A 22,114-nucleotide genomic window follows, 5' to 3' on the forward strand; every position below is an offset into this window, starting at 1 on the left:
CTATCCAAGACGATAGGACGGAATCCGACAATAGGATAGAAGTGACGCTACTCATAGGGATAACTGAAATCAACTTGCCACACATCGCAAGATGAGAAAGCACGAAACCGCCGTATGCGGAACCGCACGTACGGTGGTGTGGGAGGTCGGTAAATGTGAAAATAGGAGGCAAATGCCTTTTATGATTAGCATTTACCTCCTACCCGATTGTGCTACAACTCGTTGAATATCTGCAATATACAAGTCCTCTATAAAATTGTCCGCAATGGTGCATAGAGCTTATAAAAGTAGCTTATGTACTTCAAGTTAGTTGGTGAGAATCCCTTCACCCCTGGCATTTTGTTCTTCAAATCCTGACTGAGATTTTTGTAAAATCCAGAGCCATAAGTATTAGTATATTGCTTAGCTTCAATGTCTCGTCCCAACTTCTAATAGAAGTCCAACAAGTAGCCATTGGTGGCAAGGAACGCATCTACGATGACATGAACGAAACTTCCACTAAACCCTATTGGTTGCGGATTTGAGGTTTATATTAAAATTCCCAAATCTTACTGCAACTTTTGTCGCAATTGCGACTGTTTTTGCAGTAGAACGCGGAGAATATGCATATAGAACACTTCTGTTATATAGATTTGTTTTTGTTTCAAAAAGCGCAGAATCCCGTCTGCAATATGCGTTCGATACTGCGTCATCGAAATCTTTGATCTCCGATTTCTATAATGGTTCCATCAAATCCGACTTAGCAAGAAATCCATTAACCCGACAATATAAAATCCATTGTTGTCATGATATGGTTTTATGTCATTGCGCATTATGATTATCTTCTTAAAGGAATCGTCGATTCTTTTTAATGAAGCGCATTCTTGTTGAGGCGATTATCTAATGCAATTTCTATTATGTGGTCTTCCCTTATTCCTGTTTCTATCAAATGATTGTGAAACAAGTTGAAGAGAAGAAACGATTTGCCGCTTCTTCTAATTCCGGTTACAATCTTTATGAGATTGTTAGACTTACTCGATATGAGTTGCTGTAAATAATAATCTCTTTTTATAATCATAGCCGTTTAAATTCAAAATTTCATAAAGAGTAGTGGCTTTACATGCTAGTTGCTTTCTGAAGCCATAATCATGGCTGCAAACATAAACTTCTTCCTTCTAATTGTGCCCCTTTACATAACTTTTGAGAAACTTTTTGCGAAAAAGTTTTGTTGTTTCGAATAAAATTTATACCTTTGCAGCAACATACTCACCCCGCTTCCCTTTAGAACAGCGCGCTCAGGGTGAGTCTTTTTTTTTGTATGCTTATGAATAAGATTGCATATCCAAAGGAGCAAAAAAGTTTTGATGAGCAAATTGCTCTGTTGAAACAAAGAGGTATGTATTTCGAGGATGAAGTACGGGCTAACTGCATTTTGCAAAATGTCAGTTATTATAGGTTGAGTGGCTATTGGTATCCTTTACTGAAAGATAAGCAAAGGCACATATTCAAGGATGGGGCTTCTTTTGATAATGCTTATTCCATATATAAGTTTGATTCGGCATTGCGTAAGTTGGTTCTTTCTGAAATAGAGAAAATTGAGATTGCTGTAAGAACACAATTTTCTTATATCATGTCACAAGAATATGATGGATGGTGGTTTACTGATTCTTCTTTGTTCTCAACTCCAGCAAAACATGCGAAGACTTTGGCTAAAGTTGAAGATGAGTATAATAGAAGCGATGAAGATTTTATAGTCTCTTTTAAGGCTAAATATTGCAATCGTTTTCCTCCAAGTTGGATAACTTTAGAAATTACATCTTTGGGGACAATGTCTATATTGTATTCCAATCTAAAAGGCGGAAGATGCAGAAGACAGATAGCCAAATATTTTGGGGTAGCAGATACGATTATGGTGTCATGGTTGCATACTATCACGTATGTGCGGAATATCTGTGCTCATCATAGCCGATTATGGAACAAGACGTTTGGTATAACCCCAATGATGCCAAGGAGGACGACTTTTCCTTTTGTTACATTGCCAACTAAAGGAACTCAGCACGTATATTTTGTTCTTTGTATGATTCAGTATCTCTTGAACATTATCAATCCATCGAATACTTTCCGCAATAAGATAAATGTTCTGTTGGAAGAATATCCAAATATTGATATTGTTGCTATGGGATTTCCTGAGAATTGGAAAGAACAACCTTTGTGGAAATCTTGAACGATAAAAAGAGTTATTTTCCCATGTCTTTCTTGCAAAGAACAGGGCTTTGTCCATATCATCCTTACATTTGTCAATGATACGGCGATGATGGGTCCAAGGAATAAGAAAAAGCAATTTGAAACCGTCCGCAAACTGCGGACGATTTTTAGATTGTTCCGCAACTTGCGGAACATTTGATGCTCTTTTAGTTCAAACCATAGATGCCACCTTGGGATTGAGATGCACAATGTTTGGTTATCAATATAGTAAAATCCTACGCTCTCTGATGTGCGTATATCTTTGTAGTGGCAAGGAACGCATCTACGATGACATGAACGAAACTTCCAAAATGGATTAAGACGTCACGTAGGCACGTATTGAACATTTACTCAGATAACTATGCTTATGCCAACCTGTTCCAGACTGACTTTGGTTAAAAAAATGCTTTTCTGGTTAAACCGGCGTATTACCTCAAGTCGCTTTGTGGGGTAAGGGGATTTTATGTCTGCAACATTTCTGTTGTGCAAGGAATATGTTTCGAACTGTTGCTATTCGTTTCCGAACTTTCACCATTGCCTTGCAAAGTCAGCAAAAAGTTCCGTTGTTGGGTATCAACGCAATAGTATCACTCTTATATAATCCTACCAAGATTACACAATCTAACCGTCATCTTACCACAACGCAATCTTGCCTGCAATACCCAAATCAAGAGTTGCTGTTGCAATACCCAATGCTTGAAACACACGGCTCATGGTTGGTAATGTGATAACACTTGTACCTTTCTCCAACTTTGAAATCTGAGCACGCTGCACCCCGATACGCTCACCAAGCTGTTCTTGTGTGAGGTTTTGTGCCAATCGAGCCTTGCGTATGGCTTCGCCTACAATATAGGCGTTCACATCTTCTTTGAGCTTGGCTTCCATGGCTTCGCGCTCTGGTGTACCTCTTTTACCCCAAAGTTTATCTTTCATATTGTCTGCTGGTATCAATTTCATCTGTGCCATAATGCTATTTCTTTTTATTGTTAAAATACTCTTTTCTTATCTCTTCTGCTTTGGCAATCTCCTTTAAAGGTGTTTTTTGAGTTTTCTTGACTATGCCATGTGTGGCAATAACCAAAGTCTCTTCCTCAGTATCCCAAAAGGAGAAAAGCCTATAGCATATACCATTGTAGAGAGTTCGAAATTCCCATATCTCGGTATTCTCCAGTTTCTTGAAGATGTCAACTTTCATCACTCCTTCCTCAACCTTGAAGATGTTGTAGTATATCTTCTGCTGAGCTTTGAATGGCTGCGCATCCAAAAAGGCTTGTGCTTCTTCTGTCAACACCACTTTTAGCTTGTTGATGCCCATTTTGTTTTGAATTATGGTACAAAGATAATGATTTGTTTCCAAACAACGATACAAAATTCGGTTTTTCATCTCTATCAGCCCCACTTTTAACACTCTCACTACTTGTTAGTATCAGATATGTAACTTGCTCACTCTTTTATTTCCCTAAATTTGAAGATTCAAAAATAGGGAAGAGGAAAATGACTTATACTATAAAAAGTTTCCATCCAAAAGGCGATATTTTAGTCTATGGCAATCCAAGCAGTTGAAGCATCCTAATATGCGAGCTATCAGTCCATCATTAGGTTCTTGTTTTATTTCTTCTTTGTTCATGCAAAAACAGTTCCGCTACTTTTGGTTATCTTTCAACCCCTTTTCCAATTCCTCGATAGTCGGCATAGCCCAAGAATGATGGATGGAACGACTGGGCTTTTAGCTCAATGACCACATAGGCATGGAGGTGGGCATTGTAAAACAGCAAGTCTGGGAAGAACTCCTGCTGACCTACCTTCAAACGAAACTGTCTGCCCATATAGGAGAATCCCTTTCCTAGTTCCAAAAGAAAACGTGTTACATTGTTCACCAATTCTTCCTCAATGTCATGCTCGTCATATTCTTACAAAGAACAAAGCCTTATCCATATTGCCCTTGCACTTATCTATGATACGACGATGGTGGTCCCAAGGAATAAGAAAAAGCAATTTGAAAGAGGGTGTGTCATAAGTCTGTGACGCACCCTCATTTGTTTATACGACTTTATCCGAACAGGTCGTCCATTGTAATTTGTACTTGAGCCAAGGCTGCATACTGTGTAAGGCGCACGCCAAAAGTAGTAATCATCGTTGTGATAATACCACTTTTTATCCCTGTTTCTGCCACGAAGTCAGCCATACGATTACGAATGCGCATATCCTCCTCCTTAGTGATCGTGTAAGGCATCTGCGAATACTTGATTTCGCATAGATTCACGAGATTATCGGCACGTTCTATCAGTAAGTCGATTTGCGCAGCTGGCTTTGAAACCTTACTTCGCCAAGAATAATACTCGGTATGGATTTGGTCTATCCCCAAGAAATGCTTGATTTGAGGAATATGCAACATACAAACTCGCTCAAAAGCCAAGCCATACCAAGTATTTTGACGAGGTTTTCCCATCAAGTGAGTCCAATATCCCGTGTCCGTCGTACCAGGATGGCAAAACGTCATATAAAATAATGTATAGAGGTCGGTGAGCTGAAAGATTTGATCTTTCTGCTTTATCTTCTTATCCCTGGTATTATACCCTCTTACGAAATCGCAATTTATCAATTCACTAAGAACCTTTGTCAAAGTTCCACCCGATTTCAGCTTCAATTTCTCCATGATTTCCTTTCGGGTCATACCTTGTCGGCATGAGGCAAGTACCTCTATGACACGCATGTAGGCCTCAGAATTTCTAAACAAGGACGAATATAGTCTTCCATATTCTCGCTTCAGTTCAGCGTGGGATGAGAAAAACAATCTGTCGACATTCCCTTCCACACCTTGCTTTTTATCCAACAAACTGAGATAATAAGGCACCCCACCAAGGATGCTATATATCTGAAGGATAGAAATGCGAGTCCATGAGAATCCATAAGCTTGCAGCAGCAGTTCCGTCTCACGAAGAGTAAAAGGAGCAAGATACATCTCGTGCGTTATCCTATTATGAAGCCCACCATGACTATCTATCAGATTAGCTATCATCCACGACGTGGCACTGCCACAAACGATAAGCATGATTTCACTTTGGTAAGCTGCCCATCCGTTCCAAAAGTGCTCAAAAGCCTGTTGGAAACCAGATTTCGGCGTATCCAAGCATGGTAGTTCATCGATAAAAACAACGAGTCGTTCTCCTTTCATTTTTGCCTTTAACAACTGTTTTAATGCCTCAAAAGCCTCTGTCCAATTCGTAGGAATAGGCTGTTTGGAATCTCCATATTCCCTCAGCGCAAACCCGAAATTAGAGAGTTGCGCCTCAGCTGGTGCCTCTATAGACCCAGACATATCAAAGGCAAACTTATCACGGAAGAGATTTCTCACAAGATAAGTCTTGCCGATACGACGCCTGCCATATACAGCCACAAACTCAGCTTTGCCAGAATGATAATATTCTGTCAACAGCTCGATTTCTTTCTTTCGTCCGATAATTTGCTCCATACCTTTTTAATCTAACTTTAATGATGGTGCAAATATAAGATAATTATCCGAGGAAAACAAGAATTCTATAGCCAAATCGATGAATTTTAACTCGATTTGGCTATAGAATAGATTATTCTTTAGCCAAATCGAGCAATTTTCCTTCGATTTGGCTATAGAACGCCTTGTAGTTACCTTTCTATTTCATCCTTTCAACTATCCCTTAGAACTGATAATAAACTGAGCCCATTTTAAAAAGTAAGGCTGTTTAAAATGTTTATATTTCACGAAAATAATCTCTGATTTATGCCGTTATCTGGAGTGTTTTTCGTATCTTTACATCAATAAATCAGAAATATTATGTTTAAAAAGACAGATCCGAATCCTCAGTTAGATATATTCACGGCTCCCTCAATGCAGTTAGGAAGTCATGCTTCCAAGAAGTATTCTGACCCCAACGCATGGCATAACCAGTTTTATAGCCTCGTGACAACCAGGATCGACGAGGAGATAATCCCAAAAGAACCGCGTAATCAGTGCCTAAAAATAGAGCCCCCAGCTGAAATTCAGCTGAGGGCTCTTAAGATATATTCAGTTATGGAATCTGAATCAGATTATAAAGGTTTATATTCTACGAATGCCTCCATCGCCTCATAGCAAGCAAGACCCAAGTTATCATACAACTGGGCTGTAGCGCGGTTTCTGTCTTCCGCACGCTGCCAGAAGAGACGGTCGTCATTGCCGAGGAAAGGAGCACTTTCCATCTGAGACTGGTGCTTCAGGATAGAATTACGCTTAGCGCGCAATTCCTCTGGACTCAATGGAACACACATCTCGATGTTCTCAATCTCCCATTCTGCCCATGCTCCACGATACATCCAGATGCGGCAATCCTTCAGCCACTCTGCGCCTGCCTCCTTCTCAAGGTCGATGGCTGCCAATACGGCGTCAGTACACTTGCGGTGTGTGCCGTGAGGGTCTGCCAAGTCGCCGGCTACATAGATCTGATGAGGCTTCACCTCCTGCAGCAACTGTCTTACTACTGCTACGTCCTTCTCGGTCATAGGGAGTTTTTCTATCTTACCGCTTTCATAGAATGGAAGGTCGAGGAAGTGGACATGATCCAGCGGGATCTCATTATAGGTACAAGCAATACGTGCCTCGCCACGACGGATAAGACCCTTGATAGTAAGAATGTCTCTTGTATCGAAGTCGCCCTCCTTCTTGTTGGCAAAGAATTTCTTGATCTCCTTGTACTTGTTGGCGATGATGCTGTCCTTGGATTCTGCAAAGAGCTGGTTGAAACCATTGATGAAGTGCATGAAGCGTGTTACTTCCTCATCACCTACTGCGATGTTGCCGGATGTCTCGTAAGCCAGATGCACGTCGTGGTGCTGCTGAACCAGACGGCGGATGGTTCCGCCCATAGAGATAACGTCATCGTCTGGGTGTGGAGAGAACACTACGACACGCTTTGGATATGGTTTGGCACGCTCTGGACGATAGGTATCGTCTGCGTCAGGTTTACCACCAGGCCAACCGGTGATGGTATGCTGCAAGTCGTTGAAAATCTTGATATTAGCATTGTATGCAGAACCATAGAGAGCCAACAGTTCGCTCAGACCATTCTCATTGTAGTCCTTGTTGGTCAACTTCAGGATTGGCTTGTTAATCTTCTGGCAGAGCCAAACCAGTGCAGAACGTACCAACTTGTCTGTCCATTCGCATGATGAAACCAACCAAGGGTGCTCAATGCGGGTAAGATGGGCAGCTGCACTCAAATCCAATACCACCTGTGCGTTTGGGTGAGTCTGCAGGAAAGTAGCAGGCAGGGTATCTGTGATGTTGCCCTCTATCACCTTCTGCATAATCTCAGACTTTTCGTCGCCCCATGCTGTCAGGAATACAGTCTTGGCTGTCAGGAGAGTGCCAACACCCATAGTGAGTGAACATGGAGGAACCTGCTCCTTGGTCTTGAAGCTGTTTTCCATCTCCTCGCGTGACATGTTGCCGATGAGGATGATACGGGTGAGCGACTGGATGCTTGAACCCGGTTCGTTGGCTGCGATATTACCCATGCGGCCGATGCCGAGGATAGTAACGTCGAGACCGCCGAAGGTCTTGATGCGCTGCTCATAGAGGCGGCAGGTGTCTTGTACAGCCTCCTGTGCGATGCTGCCATCGAGGGTGAAGATATTCTGTTCTGCAATATCCACGCGGTCAAGGAAATGCTCCTTGAGCTGGTTGATGCTGCGGATAGAACTGTCCTTGCGGAGTGGGTAATACTCATAGGCATTGAATACTACTACATTGCGGAAACTCAGTTTCTTCTTCTCGTAGCGGCTTACCAATTCATCATATACAGGATTGACAGAGAGGCCTGTGCCCAATGCCATCACATAATACTTGCCTTCGTGCTGGGCAGCCTTAATGCCCTTCTCAATGCAGTCGGCAATATGACTACAGCCTTCGCTTACAGATGCGAAGATATCGGTATGAATTTTCTCCATGCGGGATATTTCGGAGTATTCCACGGTCGTCTTAGGCTTGTAGAATTCCACAGGTACCTTGTTGAGTACGATTTGTGAACTAAGATTTAATCTCATAACGTAATATATTTATGTAATGTAATATATTGATAATGTTGGAATTTTCTCTCGGTCTGTTGGAATTTTCTCGGTCGAGGGGTCTTTTAGATATTGTTCTTCTCGATATCCTTGAAGTAGCGGTAGGTTCCCACTTTCAACTCGTCTGTAGCCATTTCATCACAGATGATGATGCCGTGCTTGTGGAGCTGGAGTGCGCTGATGGTCCAAGCCTGTGTAACAGGACCTTCGATGGCAGCGTGGAGAGCCTGTGCCTTGTTGTGCCCATTGCAGAGAATCATCACCTCTCTTGCGTCCATCACGGTGCCTACACCTACGGTAAGAGCCAAAGCAGGAACAGCCTCAGGATCGTTGCCGAAGAAGCGTGAGTTGGCGATGCGGGTGTCGGTGGTGAGAGTCTTCACACGGGTGCGTGAGGTGAGGGCAGAGTAAGGCTCATTGAAGGCGATGTGACCGTCAGGACCAATGCCGCCAATGAAGAGGTCGATACCGCCTGCAGCCTTGATCTTCTGCTCGTAGCGCTCGCACTCAGCTTCGAGGTCTTCTGCATTACCATTGAGAATGTTGATGTTCTCCTTAGGGCAATCAATGTGATCGAACAGATTCTTTGCCATGAATGAGTGGTAGCTCTCTGGATGAGACTCTGGTAAACCTACGTATTCATCCATGTTGAAAGTAATGACGTGCTTGAATGATACCTTGCCTTCCTTGACAGCCTCTACGAGCGCTGCATACATACCCATTGGGGATGAACCAGTTGGCAAACCAAGTACGAATGGACGCTCTGCTGTTGGAGCGAACTTGTTGATTGTCTCTACTACGTGATTGGCTGCCCAACGTGACAGCTCATCATAATTTTTTTCAATAATTACGCGCATAGTCGTTAGTATTAATGATTTGTTTCTTAACTATAAATAATGTATTTATTTAACTGATTTATTTTTGTTGAATCAATTCTAATTTTGTCGCAGCAATGAAACCGATAGTCTTTCTGTCAGACCTTTTCAGCCTTTCTGATAGTTCCCTTTCAGTTTTCCTGTAAGACTCTGTCAACTGTTCCGGCAGTTCTGCGGACTGCATCCGATGTGGGTCTTCACGAATTTGCAGAACGAGGCATAGTCGTCGAACCCGAACCTTTCGGCTACTTCCTTGATGGGAATATCGGTGTATTTCAACTCAGCCCTGATCTTATCTACTGCATGTTCCAGGATGATGCCGATGGCAGGCTTTCCTGTGTACTGCTTGACAATCTTCGAGAGATATTTCGGACTCACGCATTGCTTATCAGCATAATAGGCCACGGTGCGATGGCAACCGTTGTCAACTGCCAGGGCATTGGAGAACTCCAGAAAAATCCTGTCGGCACTGTGCCTGTGCTGCGTGGTAATCACGTTGTCGTAGGCAGGCACATGAATGTCGTTGATTACATAGAAGAAGATACTCGCCATCAGACTTTCCTTTAGCTCGTTGCAGTAGTGGTCGTGCCGATTGCTGCGGAAACGCAGAATGTTGACGAACGTACTGATGAAATTGTGGATGATCTTCTGGTTGTAAGATATCAACGGTTTCTGGTTGAGAGCATTGAACATAATCCATGCATCTCGGTTGCTCGTCAGCAGACGGCGTACTGCCGAGAGGGAATAGCCTACCATTGTGATGAGGCACCTCTCGCTCTTGCGGATGCTATGAACGATGACGTTGGGAGGAACAAGCAGCAGGTCGCCGGCAAAGAGTTCTATCTTGCGGTCGTCGAAATTCAGGCACAGATTGCCGTCCAGACAGAAGAGCATCATCAGGAAATTGACCTTGATGCTTTCTTCTTCGTCGGGAAATAGCAGCAGGGGAGATGCTACTACATAATCCGGGTCGGAAAAAACCGAATTGCCGTCTTCTTCTGCAAAGTCTTGCAGCTGATAACTTGTTAGTCTGTTGTTCATCATTCTTTTATTGTCGGTGCAAAGTTAATAAAAAAAGAGGGAATTCCATTACATATTTTTCCCCATTATTCTACCTTATACCGCAATATTGAGTAAAAAGGCGTTTTTTAATTCTTTTTTAGGAGAAAAAAAGAAGAAAATGGGGAAAAATATGTAACTCTAAAATGCTTATTTTCCTATTCAAATTTGTCACCTTATAATATATAGTGTATCATTACCTTATTATATATAGTTTCATCGTCTCATTTTATTCAGATAAGGTTGTCTAATATATATAAAGATGTGATTTTATTTGATATAAGTTTGAAATTTGCATAAAATGTGAGCAAAATGTTAGTGTTTTGCCAAAAAATTACTAACTTTGCACCCGCAAACTTATAAATACGATAAAAGAATGGCTAATTTGAGATTTGAGGTTGTAGCCGAGGCCTTTAAGAAAAGACCTGTAGAGGTGGAAGCTCCCAAGGTTCGCCCTTCGGAATACTTCGCCAAGTATGTATTCAACCGCCAGAAGATGTACAAGTATCTCCCATCTGATGTTTACGAGAAACTCATTGATGTGATTGATAATGGTAATCGTCTGGATCGTTCCATCGCTGATGCTGTGGCTGCGGGCATGAAGCTTTGGGCAGAAGAAAACGGGGTAACTCATTATACGCACTGGTTTCAGCCTCTTACCGAGGGTACTGCAGAGAAGCATGATGCTTTTGTGGAGCACGACGGCAAGGGTGGTATGATAGAGGAATTTTCAGGCAAGTTGCTTGTTCAGCAGGAGCCTGATGCCAGTTCGTTCCCTAATGGCGGAATCCGCAACACTTTCGAGGCCAGAGGTTATTCTGCCTGGGACCCAACTTCGCCAGTCTTTATCATCGATGATACGCTCTGTATCCCTACCATTTTTATTTCTTATACAGGTGAGGCCCTCGATTATAAGGCTCCACTGCTCCGCTCGCTCCATACACTGAGTGAGGCAGCTACCGAAGTGTGTCATTACTTCTATCCTCAGGTGAAGAAGGTGCAGACCAACTTGGGATGGGAACAGGAATATTTCCTCGTGGATGAAAGTCTCTATTCTGCCCGCCCTGACCTGATGCTTACCGGACGTACGCTGATGGGACACGACTCTGCGAAGAACCAGCAGATGGACGACCACTATTTCGGAACTATTCCTGAGCGCGTGCAGGCATTCATGAAAGATTTGGAAATACAGGCTCTCGAACTCGGTATTCCTTGTAAGACCCGCCATAATGAGGTGGCTCCTAACCAGTTTGAGTTGGCGCCTATCTTCGAGGAGTGCAATCTTGCCGTTGACCATAACATGCTCCTGATGAGTTTGATGAAGCGTGTGGCCCATAAGCACAGTTTCCGCGTGCTCCTTCACGAGAAGCCATTCGCAGGCGTCAACGGTTCGGGTAAGCACAACAACTGGAGCCTCTGCACTGATACTGGTGTTCTGCTTCATGCGGCAGGCAAAACTCCTGAGGATAACCTCCGATTTGTAGTGTTCATCGTGGAAACCCTGATGGGTGTGTATAAGCACAACGGTCTGCTGAAGGCTTCTATCATGAGCGCAACCAATGCCCATCGACTGGGTGCCAACGAAGCTCCACCTGCCATCATCTCCTCTTTCTTGGGCAAGCAGCTCACTGATCTCTTAGACCATATAGAAAAGGCAGATAAGGAGGAACTCTTTGCATTGGCAGGCAAGAAGGGAATGGAACTGGATATTCCTGAGATTCCAGAGCTGATGATTGATAATACCGACCGCAACCGTACTTCACCTTTTGCTTTTACCGGCAATCGCTTTGAGTTCCGTGCTGTGGGTAGTGAGGCCAACTGTGCATCATCTCTTATCGTGCTGAATGCAGCTGTGGCTGAGGCTCTCGAAGAATTCAAGACCCGTGTGGATGCACTTATTGCCAAGGGTGAGGATCAGACTTCTGCTATTATAGATATTGTACGCGAGGATATCAAGACTTGCAAGCCTATCCGCTTTGATGGCAACGGCTATTCTGATGAGTGGAAGGAAGAGGCCCAGAAGCGTGGACTCGACTGCGAGGCTTCCTGTCCGGTAGTCTTCGACCGCTATCTGGATAAGGAAAGCATCGAGATGTTCGCCAAGACCAACGTGATGAGCGAGAGCGAGTTGAAGGCGCGCAACGAGGTGAAGTGGGAGACTTATACCAAGAAAATTCAGATTGAGGCTCGTGTGATGGGCGACCTGAGCATGAACCACATCATCCCTGTGGCTACCCACTATCAGAGCCGTCTGGCAAAGAATGTAGAGGGCATGATTCACATCTTCGGTGGCGAGGAAGGTAAGAAACTGACAGCCCGCAACGTGAAGATTATCCGTGAGATTGCTGAGCGCACCGAGGCAATAGAGCGTGGTGTGGAGGCATTGGTGGATGCCCGCAAGGTAGCTAACAAGATAGAGAGCGAGCGCGAGAAGGCAGTAGCATATCACGACACGGTAGCTCCAAAGATGGAGGAAATCCGTTATCAGATAGACAAGCTTGAACTCCTCGTTGCCGATGAACTTTGGACTTTGCCAAAGTATCGTGAGCTGCTGTTCATCAGATAATATTTCCTGAATAAGGAATAAAGATAATAAAAAAAGAGTGCATTGTTTGTTACAGTGCACTTTTTTTTGTTCCGTGAATATGGTAAAGTAGGTTAAAAGTAATATAAAGAACGTGAGGAAGTTTGTTTCGTTACTTGTTTTTTAGTACTTTTGCCCCATAATTATGGATTCAAGTGTGGAAAATGTGGAGAATTACACAAAAAAGGTATCAAAAATGTGTAAAATTCCACATTTTCCCCACTTCAATAAAAATAAGGGGATATGTTTAACAGAACGATTATTCACGAATTGGAGCAATGGAAAGAGCGCAGAGACCGCAAGCCATTGATGATGCTGGGAGCTCGCCAAGTAGGCAAGACATCGGTGCTGAAGAAATTTGGAGAAGACAGCTTTGAACATTGTGCTTATTTCAGTCTTGATGAAGAAGAGGGTGTTTGTGACATCTTTCGCAAGACCAAGAACCCGCAGCAAATCATCGAGCAGCTGTCGTATCTTACATCCGAGCCAATCTTACCTCATAAGACTTTGCTTGTCCTTGATGAGATACAGGATTGTCCGGAAGCCATAAGTGCCATGAAATATTTCTGCGAAAAGACCCCCGAGTATGCTGTGGCTTGTGCCGGTTCGCTCCTGGGGTTGGCTTTTGGGCATCAGGGATTTTCGTTTCCAGTGGGAAAGGTGGATCACATGAACATGTATCCCGTTACTTTTTCTGAATTTTTGGAACAGCGTGATGCCGGACTCTATCAATATTATATGTCGATAGATAGTCTGGAACCGCTTCCTGATGTGTTTTTCGACCGTCTCTCGCAAGCTTTTACCGCCTATCGCATTTCTGGTGGAATGCCGGCAGTGGCTATGAAGATGATAGAGAAAGATTTGGAAGGTGTGGAAACTACGCTTCGTAATATACTGCAGGATTACTCCTTGGACTTTGTGAAGCATGCCACGCCTTTGCTTGCCAATAGAATTTCGCATGTTTGGCGGTCATTACCGTCACAGTTGGCTAAGGAGAACAGAAAATTTGTTTATCAGCTGGTCCGTCCTGGTGCGAGAGCCCGTGAATATGAGGATGCTCTTACCTGGCTTCAGAATGCAGGATTGATATACAAGGTAAGTTTGTGTTCTACTCCGCAGGTACCATTGAAATCTTATGAAGATTTAAGCATCTTCAAGATTTACAGTCTTGATGTGGGCTTGTTGCGGGTTCTTGCAGAGTTGAGTCCTGAGACATACTTGAGTGATAATCCAATCTTTAAGGAATACAAGGGTGCTTTGGCAGAGAACTATATTCTTCAGAGTCTGGTGGCTAATGGCATCAAATGTTCTCATTATTGGGCATCAGGAAATACGGCGGAAGTAGAATTCATCGTTCAGCGTGGTTTGGATGTGATTCCTATGGAGGTGAAATCGGGAACAAGTGTTACCGGGCGTAGTTTGATAGAGTATAACAAGAAGTATTCTCCCCGTCTGCGCATCAGATATTCTATGCTTAATCTCAAAAAGGATGATACTTTTGTCAATATCCCTCTTTTCCTGGCGGATAGAACTGAGCAGCTGATAGGATATGTGCAGTAGCCTTGCTATGTGGCGTGAAAAGATGTTTTTTTTGCTTATCCTGAGCAGAAAAGCGTAAACTAAGTTAAACATTCATAAAAGTTTGGGGTTAAAACTCGTAACTTACACATAATTAAATAAAAATGTGTAATTTTGCAGTCCGATTATTTCGGGGATACACTTAGAGTCCCCTGGACTGGTGTGTTAATAGCAATGTCCTGTGGCCGGGATTTGCGGTTAGAGAATCACCTGTCCGAAATAGTGAGTAAAAAGATTAAAAACGTTTTTTAGTAGTAATTTAAATTTTAAAATGGACACATTAAGTTTCAAGACTATCTCCGTAAACAAGGAGACAGCTAAGAAAGAGTGGGTTGTAATCGACGCAACAGACCAGGTAGTTGGTCGTCTTTGCTCAAAGGTAGCAAAGTTGCTCCGCGGTAAGTACAAGCCAACTTTCACTCCACACGTAGATTGTGGTGACAACGTAATCATTATCAATGCAGCAAAGGCTGTATTCTCTGGTAAGAAAGAGACTGATAAGATTTACACACGTTACACTGGTTATCCTGGTGGTCAGCGCTTCAACACTCCAGCTGAGTTGCGCAAGCGTCCAGACGGTATGGATAAGATCCTTCGTCACGCTATCAAGGGTATGTTGCCAAAGGGTCCTCTCGGCCGTTCTTTGATGGACAACCTCTTCATTTACGATGGCACAGAGCACAAGCATGAGGCTCAGCAGCCAAAGGCAATTGATATTAACCAGTATAAATAATTAAGGTAGAATGGAAGTAATTAATGCAATTGGTCGCCGCAAGAGCGCTGTAGCTCGTGTTTACCTCACAGAGGGTACCGGTAAGATCACAATCAACAAGAAAGATATTGAGACATATTTCCCATCAGCAATCCTTCGCTATGTAGTAAAGCAGCCATTGCAGTTGCTCGAGGCTGAGGGTAAGTATGATATTAAGGCAAACCTCGACGGTGGTGGTTTCACCGGTCAGAGCCAGGCACTCCGCCTCGCTATCGCTCGCGCACTCGTTAAGATCGACGCAGAGGATAAGAAGGCTTTGAAGGATGCAGGCTTCATGACACGTGACTCACGTGCTGTAGAGCGTAAGAAGCCAGGTCAGCCAAAGGCTCGTCGTCGCTTCCAGTTCAGCAAGCGTTAATCAATACTATACATTATTATATATATTGGTTATATATAGCTGAACTAAGTTTAGTATCTAAATCGGTGAGATTCCATTAATCGGGGACTACTCATCGACTGATTCTAGATTAGAATTCAAAAAGAAAGTAAACAACAATTAAACAAGAAAAGACAATGTCAAGAACAAATTTTGACCAGTTACTTCAGGCAGGTTGCCACTTCGGACACCTCCGTCGCAAGTGGAATCCAGCAATGGCTCCTTACATCTTCATGGAGCGTAACGGTATTCATATTATCGACCTCAACAAGACTGTAGCTAAGATCGACGATGCTGCAGAGGCTCTCAAGGCTATTGCCAAGTCAGGCAAGAAGATTTTGTTTGTCGCTACTAAAAAACAAGCTAAGGATGTAGTAGCCGAGAAGGCTGCTTCAGTTAACATGCCTTACGTTATTGAGCGTTGGCCAGGTGGTATGCTCACTAACTTCCCTACAATTCGTAAGGCTGTGAAGAAAATGGCAAACATCGACAAGTTGATGAACGATGGTACATTCTCTAACCTCTCAAAGCGTGAGTTGCTTCAGGTAAGCCGCCAGCGTGCTAAGTTGGAGAAGAACCTCGGTTCTATCGCTGACTTGACTCGCCTTCCAAGCGCACTCTTCGTTATCGACGTAATGAAGGAGCACATCGCAGTGAAAGAGGCTAACCGTCTCGGTATTCCAGTATTCGGTATCGTAGATACAAACTCTGATCCTAAGAATATCGATTACATCATCCCAGCTAACGACGATGCTAAGGATTCTGTAGAGGTAATCCTCTCTGCAGTTTGCGGTGCTATCGCTGAGGGTCTTGAGGAGCGTAAGGCTGAGAAGGCTGATGAGAAAGCTGCAGCAGAGCAGAAAGATCAGCCTAAGAAGAAGGCTGCACGCAAGGAAGAGGCTGCTGCTGAGTAATTAGGTAGAAGAATATATACTGGAGCCATTGATTCTGTTTATGATTCGATGGCTTTAGTAGCTTTTAAAGCAAGATTTTTATTAACTTTTTAATATAAAAAAATATTATGGCTGTTTCAATTGAAGATATCAAGAAACTTCGCGCTATGACTGGTGCTGGTCTTGCAGACGTTAAGAAGGCACTTACAGAGGCTGAAGGTGATTTCGATAAGGCAAAGGAGTTGCTCCGTGAGCGTGGTCTCGCTATCGCTGCTAAGCGTTCTGACCGTGAGACTTCTAATGGTTGTGTTCTCGTTAAGAAGGTTAACGATTTCGCTGCTATCATCGCTCTCAAGTGTGAGACTGACTTCGTTGCTAATGGTGCTGACTTCATCAAGTTGACATCTGATATCCTCGACGCTGCTATCGCTGCTAAGTGCCAGACTCTCGATGAGGTAAAGGCTTTGGCTCTCGGCGAGTCTGATGTTCAGGCTGCTGTTACTCAGCGCTCTGGTATCACTGGCGAGAAGATGGAGCTCGATGGCTACAATGTACTCGAGGGTGAGAACATCGAGGTTTACGACCACATGAACAAGCACACTTTGTGTACTATGGTTCAGCTCAACGAGAACAACGAGGAGGCTGGTCACAAGGTAGCTATGCAGGTAGCTGCTATGCGCCCTGTAGCTCTCGACGAGTCTTCTGTTTCTGAGGAGACTAAGAAGACTGAGCTTGAGGTAGCTGTAGCTAAGACTAAGGAAGAGCTCGTAGAGAAGGCTGTTAACGCAGCTTTGAAGAAGGCTGGCATCAACCCAGCTCACGTTGACTCTGAGGATCACATCGAGAGCAACACTAAGAAGGGTTGGTTGACACCTGAGCAGGCTGAAGAGGCTCGCAACATCAAGAAGACTGTAGGTGAGGAGAAGGCTGCTTCTTTGAACCCAACTATGATCCAGAACATCGCTAACGGTCGTTTGGCTAAGTTCTTCAAGGAGAACTGCCTCGTTGACCAGGAGTTCCAGTTCGGTGATGGCGACAAGCAGACTGTTGCTCAGTACCTCGCTTCTCAGAGCAAGGATCTCAAGATCACTGCTTACAAGCGTTTCACACTCGTTGCTGAGTAATCCACGCTTTTAGCTGGATGGGATCATCACAAGATGACTCAACAACAACAACTATAATTTGACTTATAGTTAAATTAGAATATCCGGGAGTTATGGAGATAAAGCTCAGCTTTACTTCTAACTCCCTTTCTTTTTATCGGAAGTTTTGAGGGAATCTCATAGCTGAATTTCTCGGAATCTCATAGCTGAATTTCTCGGAGTCTTATAGCAGGTTTTCTCAGAATTTCATTCAAGGAATTTCTCGGAATTTCCTCAAAATTTTACTTTTTGGGTTATTCTTTCTTAAAATATTGATATTATGAAGATATTTGCCATAGGCATGAACTATGCCGAACACAATAAATCGCTCCATGGTACGTTATCTAAACCAGAGCGTCCTGTCATTTTCACGAAGGCTGACTCTGCCTTACTCAATAATGGCAAGCCTTTCTTCATCCCAGACCATCTGGGACGCATCGAGTATGAAACCGAATTGGTGGTGCGCATCTGCAAGTTGGGAAAGACGATTCCGCAGCGTTTCGCTCACCGCTATTATGATGCTGTGACTGTGGGTATTGACTTCACAGCCAGAGAAATGCAGAAGAAACTGAGAGAGGCAGGACAGCCTTGGGAGTTAGCGAAAGGATTCGACGGTTCTGCCGTTATCGGTGAATGGGTAGATGTACAGAAATTCAGAGACATACAGGCTATTCATTTCCATCTCGACTTGAACGGAAAAAATGTGCAGGAAGGTTGTTCCAGTGATATGCTCTACAAGGTGGACGAAATTATCTCGTACATCAGTCAGTATTTCACGCTGAAGACGGGTGACTTGCTCTATACGGGTTGCCCTACGGGTTGCGGACCTGTTAAGATAGATGACCATCTGGAAGGTTATTTAGAGGACAGGAAGGTGCTCGACTTTATGTGTAAGTAATTGTGTAAGAAGTGATTTGAAAAATATGGTTACAAAGGTTTGGAGATATTTTATTGCAACTCTATTGCTGATGCTTGTCTTACCTATGCAGGCGCAGCAGTTCTTTAACCTGACCGCAGATGAGGTCAGGGTAGATTCCGTGTTGCCGAGATTTGTGTATTCCAAACCTTTATCCAATCATTACCAGGATTCTATTTATACAGCAACGGTCAAATATGCAGAGTATGTAGATATGACCGTTGCTGATATTGCCAACTACAATCGTCTCTCGGGTGCGGCACTTCCATCGCAGGTTTCTGTAGAGACTCAGGTTTCGCTTTGTCGCAACGAGGCAACGCTCCTCGTCAATTTTTGTCCGTTGGTATTCCGCAACAACAAATATCAGATATTGGTTAGTTTCATGCTCGACATCAAGGCCAAGCCGATCAGTCGTTCAATGGCGAAGGCAAGAGCTTTGACCCGTGCTTCTGAAACAGAAAAGGATTATGCGGCTCATTCTCTTTTGGCTACGGGCAGATGGGCGAAAATCAGAGTAGGCGAGAGTGGTGTTTATCAGCTTACTGACCAAGTTATCCGACAGGCTGGTTTTTCCAATATTAATAAGGTGAAAGTGTATGGTTATGGAGGTAATCTTCAGAACGAGGCACTCTATGCGTCAGAAATCTTAGCCAATGACGATCTGAAGGAAGTGCCACAGTATGTGAGAGATGGCAAGCATTACTTCTATGCCAAAGGTCCGGTGAGCTGGAGCAGCAATGCAGCCACCCGTCGTACACGTAATCCTTATTCCGACTACGGATATTATTTTATCACACAGAGCGACGAGGCTCCGCAGACCGTGGATTCCGCCACCTTTGTGAACTCATTTTATCCTTCCAGCGATTTCTATCATTCTCTCTATGAGGTAGATGGCTATGCTTGGTTTTCTGGTGGAAGAAATCTCTATGATTCCAAAGCGCTCAATCAGGGAGCCAGCGAGCAGATTGTCTTTACCAATACTACTGGAAATGCAGGCGGAAAATTGGCCGTCAACATCTCTACGGGTACTTCTGCTACGGCTGATGTGGCTTTGAACGGCAGGATCTTAGGCAAGGTTTATGCCCAAGTTTCCGGTTCGGAATACGATTTTGGAGCGGAAGGTTCGACTATTTTCACCCTCAAGAACCTGACTATCGGCGGCAATGATACGATTACGATTACGAACGTTTCGGGCGGAACCATGCGCCTCGACTATGTGGCCATGGTGTGGAATGCACCGAAGGCATTGCCGGAATTCTCTGGAAAGATTCCAGCAGCGCAGTTTGTTTATAATATTACCAATCAGGATCATCATGCCGATGCACAGGCCGACATGGTGATCATCATCCCTACTTCCCAGAAACTGCTCAAGCAGGCAAAGAGGCTCAAGACTTATCATGAAACCCATAATGACTTGAGAGTCAACTTGGTGCCTGCAGACGAACTGTATAATGAATTCTCCAGCGGAACACCTGATGCTGGAGCTTACCGACGTTATCTGCGCATGCTCCAAGACAGAGCCGAAGGAAATGAGGCAAATATGCCGAAATATCTCCTGCTTTTCGGAGATTGCGTATGGGACAACCGTATGCTGACTGCCGACTGCAAGCGACTGAATCCAGATGATTATCTTCTCTGTTTTGAGAGCGAGAACTCTCTCAACAAAATTTATTGTTATGTGAGTGACAGCTGGATGGGAATTCTCTCTGAGGGAGCCGGCGGTTCTCCGACCACTCAACAGCAGGACGTAGCGGTAGGAAGATTCCCGGTATCAACACCTGAAGAAGCCAAGATTATGGTGGATAAGACCATCAACTATATGGAAAATGCCAATGCGGGATCATGGCAGAACACTTTGATGTTTATGGCAGATGACGGTAATGACAACCTCCACATGAAGGATGCCGACGAAGTGGCCAACTACATTGCCGACAAATATCCTGATTTTCAAATCAAGAAGGTGATGTGGGATGCTTACCAGCGCACCACTTCTTCTGTGGGCAATTCCTATCCTGAAGTTACACGTATCATCAAGGAGCAGCAGGCCAATGGTGCCCTGATTATGGACTATGCCGGTCACGCCAGTGCAGGTCAGTTGTCGCACGAGCAGGTGGTGAAACTGATGGATTTCAACAATTTCAAGAATACCAACCTCCCTCTCTGGGTGACTGCTGCCTGTGATGTCATGCCTTATGATGGAGTGGAAGACAATATCGGTGAAGCAGCTGTGCTCAATCCGAATGGAGGAGCTGTTGCTTTCTATGGAACAACCCGAACGGTTTATGCCAATCGTAATAAATATATGAACCGTGCCTTTCTCTACCGCGTGCTGAGTACGAAGGACGGAAAACCGCTGACTATCGGTGAGGCGCATCGCCAGGCACAGAACGACCTGGTTAAGGGAAATGTAATCGGTTATGATGTGGAAGGTAAGCCAATCAAGGAGAGCGACCTGACTTCTAACCGCTTGCAGTATGCGCTCTTAGGCGACCCGGCAATGCCGCTGAATGTGCCAACACTGAAAGTAGTGGTAGATTCTGTGAATGGCATTTCTACTTCGGATGCTTCTGCCAAGGCTATGCTGAAAGCAGGAATGGTGGCAAGAATCGACGGACATATTGAGGGAAATGAAGCTTTCAACGGTGTGGTGACGGCTACGGTAAGAGATTCCAAGGAACTGATAACCTGCCGACAGAACGATGGCACAAGTGATGCTTTCACTTTCTACGACCGCACCAAGACCCTCTATAATGGTTCAGACAGCGTGGTGGGAGGCAAGTTCTCTTTCCAGTTTGCCGTGCCTAAGGACATCAACTATACGGATGAATCTGGACTGGTCAATCTCTATGCCATCAACAATGACAGGACCATCCGTGCTCATGGTTCGAGCGACGCATTCAATGTGGGTGGAAGTGCGTTGGCAAAGAATGACTCCATCGGTCCGTCTATCTACTGTTATCTCAATTCGCCTTCCTTCGTGGATGGTGGAAACGTGAACCCTACGCCTTTCTTTGTGGCTGAGGTGAAAGATAAGGACGGAATCAATGCTGCAGGAAGTGGTATCGGGCATGATTTGCAGCTCATCATCGACGGTGATGCAAACAAGACGTATAATCTGAATAACAATTTCACCTACGATTTCGGAACTTATACGAGCGGCTCTACCTATTACAGTATTCCTGAGTTGGCAGCCGGTCCGCATAAACTCCAATTCCGTGCCTGGGACATACTGAACAACAGTTCTACCGCTACGTTGACTTTCAATGTGGTGAGGAGTCTGAAACCATCGTTTGATACAGGTGTGACCGAGAATCCAGCCCGGAATTCTACCACATTCATTGTCACTCATGATAGAATAGCGAGCAGCTTGGACATCGTCATCGAAGTGTTTGATACTTCCGGAAGAAAACTCTGGCAGCATACAGAGACGGGCGTTTCCAATTCGGGTTCTTATACTGTGAAGTGGGATTTATCCACAGGTAGTGGAACCTTGCGTACGGGCATCTATCTCTATCGCATCAAAGTGGCTTCAGATGGCAGTGGGTATGAGTCAAAAACCAAGAAACTGATTGTACTCAACCATTGATCAAAATAGAAATAACATATTAACATATATAT

General features: G+C 44.1%; 17 protein-coding genes and 1 pseudogene. 9 read left to right on the top strand and 9 right to left on the bottom strand.

The window, feature by feature from the left end; genetic code table 11:
* Positions 1–248: 248 nt before the first annotated feature.
* The gene (locus EXN75_RS18630) at positions 249–425 is read right to left on the bottom strand and encodes a DUF1016 N-terminal domain-containing protein (protein WP_134843290.1); all 177 of its coding nucleotides are present in this window, start codon (positions 423–425) and stop codon (positions 249–251) included.
* Positions 426–847: 422 nt separating this feature from the next.
* Entirely contained in the window at positions 848–943 is a 96-nt protein-coding gene (locus EXN75_RS18735; RefSeq protein WP_246031323.1) for a hypothetical protein, read from the bottom strand.
* 360 nt (positions 944–1,303) lie between these two features.
* On the opposite strand from EXN75_RS18735, the gene EXN75_RS07255 reads away from it, so the two are divergent.
* Positions 1,304–2,203: an Abi family protein gene (locus tag EXN75_RS07255; RefSeq protein WP_134843292.1), complete on the top strand. Its 900-nt coding sequence runs from the start codon at positions 1,304–1,306 to the stop codon at positions 2,201–2,203.
* Positions 2,204–2,856: 653 nt separating this feature from the next.
* On the opposite strand, the gene EXN75_RS07265 is transcribed toward EXN75_RS07255, so the two are convergent.
* The 7 genes and pseudogenes from EXN75_RS07265 to EXN75_RS07300 form a co-directional block, all read right to left on the bottom strand.
* The gene (locus tag EXN75_RS07265) at positions 2,857–3,189 is read right to left on the bottom strand and encodes a helix-turn-helix domain-containing protein (RefSeq protein ID WP_106813168.1); all 333 of its coding nucleotides are present in this window, start codon (positions 3,187–3,189) and stop codon (positions 2,857–2,859) included.
* A 4-nt stretch (positions 3,190–3,193) separates the two neighbouring features.
* On the bottom strand, positions 3,194–3,538 hold the full coding sequence (locus EXN75_RS07270; protein ID WP_134843294.1) for a type II toxin-antitoxin system RelE/ParE family toxin: 345 nt from the start codon (positions 3,536–3,538) through the stop codon (positions 3,194–3,196).
* Between the two features lie 337 nt (positions 3,539–3,875).
* Positions 3,876–4,121 (bottom strand): annotated as a pseudogene (locus EXN75_RS07275) (PDDEXK nuclease domain-containing protein); the annotation flags it as partial.
* Between the two features lie 152 nt (positions 4,122–4,273).
* Entirely contained in the window at positions 4,274–5,695 is a 1,422-nt protein-coding gene (locus EXN75_RS07280; protein ID WP_118116994.1) for an ATP-binding protein, read from the bottom strand.
* Between the two features lie 593 nt (positions 5,696–6,288).
* Complete coding sequence (locus EXN75_RS07290) at positions 6,289–8,280, bottom strand: glucosamine-6-phosphate deaminase (protein ID WP_134843296.1); 1,992 nt, start codon at positions 8,278–8,280, stop codon at positions 6,289–6,291.
* 86 nt (positions 8,281–8,366) lie between these two features.
* Positions 8,367–9,158, bottom strand: coding sequence for a glucosamine-6-phosphate deaminase (gene nagB / locus EXN75_RS07295; protein ID WP_118117004.1), 792 nt, complete (start codon positions 9,156–9,158; stop codon positions 8,367–8,369).
* 171 nt (positions 9,159–9,329) lie between these two features.
* A complete protein-coding gene (locus EXN75_RS07300) occupies positions 9,330–10,220 on the bottom strand; it encodes a helix-turn-helix domain-containing protein (protein WP_022111103.1) in 891 nt (296 codons plus the stop codon).
* A 391-nt stretch (positions 10,221–10,611) separates the two neighbouring features.
* On the opposite strand from EXN75_RS07300, the gene EXN75_RS07305 reads away from it, so the two are divergent.
* From EXN75_RS07305 to porU, 8 genes are all read left to right on the top strand, one after another.
* The gene (locus EXN75_RS07305) at positions 10,612–12,801 is read left to right on the top strand and encodes a glutamine synthetase III family protein (RefSeq protein ID WP_118117006.1); all 2,190 of its coding nucleotides are present in this window, start codon (positions 10,612–10,614) and stop codon (positions 12,799–12,801) included.
* A 261-nt stretch (positions 12,802–13,062) separates the two neighbouring features.
* The gene (locus EXN75_RS07310) at positions 13,063–14,379 is read left to right on the top strand and encodes an ATP-binding protein (protein WP_134843297.1); all 1,317 of its coding nucleotides are present in this window, start codon (positions 13,063–13,065) and stop codon (positions 14,377–14,379) included.
* Positions 14,380–14,668: 289 nt separating this feature from the next.
* Complete coding sequence (gene rplM / locus EXN75_RS07315) at positions 14,669–15,130, top strand: 50S ribosomal protein L13 (protein ID WP_118117010.1); 462 nt, start codon at positions 14,669–14,671, stop codon at positions 15,128–15,130.
* Positions 15,131–15,140: 10 nt separating this feature from the next.
* Positions 15,141–15,527 carry a 30S ribosomal protein S9 gene (rpsI, locus tag EXN75_RS07320; protein ID WP_118117011.1) on the top strand — a complete coding sequence of 129 codons (387 nt, stop codon included), beginning with the start codon at positions 15,141–15,143 and terminating at the stop codon, positions 15,525–15,527.
* 155 nt (positions 15,528–15,682) lie between these two features.
* Positions 15,683–16,459: a 30S ribosomal protein S2 gene (gene rpsB / locus EXN75_RS07325; RefSeq protein WP_134843298.1), complete on the top strand. Its 777-nt coding sequence runs from the start codon at positions 15,683–15,685 to the stop codon at positions 16,457–16,459.
* 107 nt (positions 16,460–16,566) lie between these two features.
* The gene (gene tsf, locus EXN75_RS07330; protein WP_134843299.1) at positions 16,567–17,562 is read left to right on the top strand and encodes a translation elongation factor Ts; all 996 of its coding nucleotides are present in this window, start codon (positions 16,567–16,569) and stop codon (positions 17,560–17,562) included.
* A 298-nt stretch (positions 17,563–17,860) separates the two neighbouring features.
* A complete protein-coding gene (locus EXN75_RS07335; RefSeq protein WP_118117014.1) occupies positions 17,861–18,478 on the top strand; it encodes a fumarylacetoacetate hydrolase family protein in 618 nt (205 codons plus the stop codon).
* 25 nt (positions 18,479–18,503) lie between these two features.
* Complete coding sequence (porU, locus tag EXN75_RS07340; protein ID WP_134843300.1) at positions 18,504–22,082, top strand: type IX secretion system sortase PorU; 3,579 nt, start codon at positions 18,504–18,506, stop codon at positions 22,080–22,082.
* Positions 22,083–22,114: the final 32 nt, after the last annotated feature.

The organism is Segatella hominis (assembly GCF_004535825.1).
GTDB classification, from domain to species: domain Bacteria; phylum Bacteroidota; class Bacteroidia; order Bacteroidales; family Bacteroidaceae; genus Prevotella; species Prevotella hominis.

Coding starts and splice junctions, on each gene's coding strand:
- EXN75_RS07255 (WP_134843292.1), top strand. CDS start 1,304: ATGAATAAGATTGCATATCCAAAGGAGCAAAAAAGTTTTGATGAGCAA.
- EXN75_RS07265 (WP_106813168.1), bottom strand. CDS start 3,189: ATGGCACAGATGAAATTGATACCAGCAGACAATATGAAAGATAAACTT.
- EXN75_RS07270 (WP_134843294.1), bottom strand. CDS start 3,538: ATGGGCATCAACAAGCTAAAAGTGGTGTTGACAGAAGAAGCACAAGCC.
- EXN75_RS07280 (WP_118116994.1), bottom strand. CDS start 5,695: ATGGAGCAAATTATCGGACGAAAGAAAGAAATCGAGCTGTTGACAGAA.
- EXN75_RS07290 (WP_134843296.1), bottom strand. CDS start 8,280: ATGAGATTAAATCTTAGTTCACAAATCGTACTCAACAAGGTACCTGTG.
- nagB (WP_118117004.1), bottom strand. CDS start 9,158: ATGCGCGTAATTATTGAAAAAAATTATGATGAGCTGTCACGTTGGGCA.
- EXN75_RS07300 (WP_022111103.1), bottom strand. CDS start 10,220: ATGATGAACAACAGACTAACAAGTTATCAGCTGCAAGACTTTGCAGAA.
- EXN75_RS07305 (WP_118117006.1), top strand. CDS start 10,612: ATGGCTAATTTGAGATTTGAGGTTGTAGCCGAGGCCTTTAAGAAAAGA.
- EXN75_RS07310 (WP_134843297.1), top strand. CDS start 13,063: ATGTTTAACAGAACGATTATTCACGAATTGGAGCAATGGAAAGAGCGC.
- rplM (WP_118117010.1), top strand. CDS start 14,669: ATGGACACATTAAGTTTCAAGACTATCTCCGTAAACAAGGAGACAGCT.
- rpsI (WP_118117011.1), top strand. CDS start 15,141: ATGGAAGTAATTAATGCAATTGGTCGCCGCAAGAGCGCTGTAGCTCGT.
- rpsB (WP_134843298.1), top strand. CDS start 15,683: ATGTCAAGAACAAATTTTGACCAGTTACTTCAGGCAGGTTGCCACTTC.
- tsf (WP_134843299.1), top strand. CDS start 16,567: ATGGCTGTTTCAATTGAAGATATCAAGAAACTTCGCGCTATGACTGGT.
- EXN75_RS07335 (WP_118117014.1), top strand. CDS start 17,861: ATGAAGATATTTGCCATAGGCATGAACTATGCCGAACACAATAAATCG.
- porU (WP_134843300.1), top strand. CDS start 18,504: ATGGTTACAAAGGTTTGGAGATATTTTATTGCAACTCTATTGCTGATG.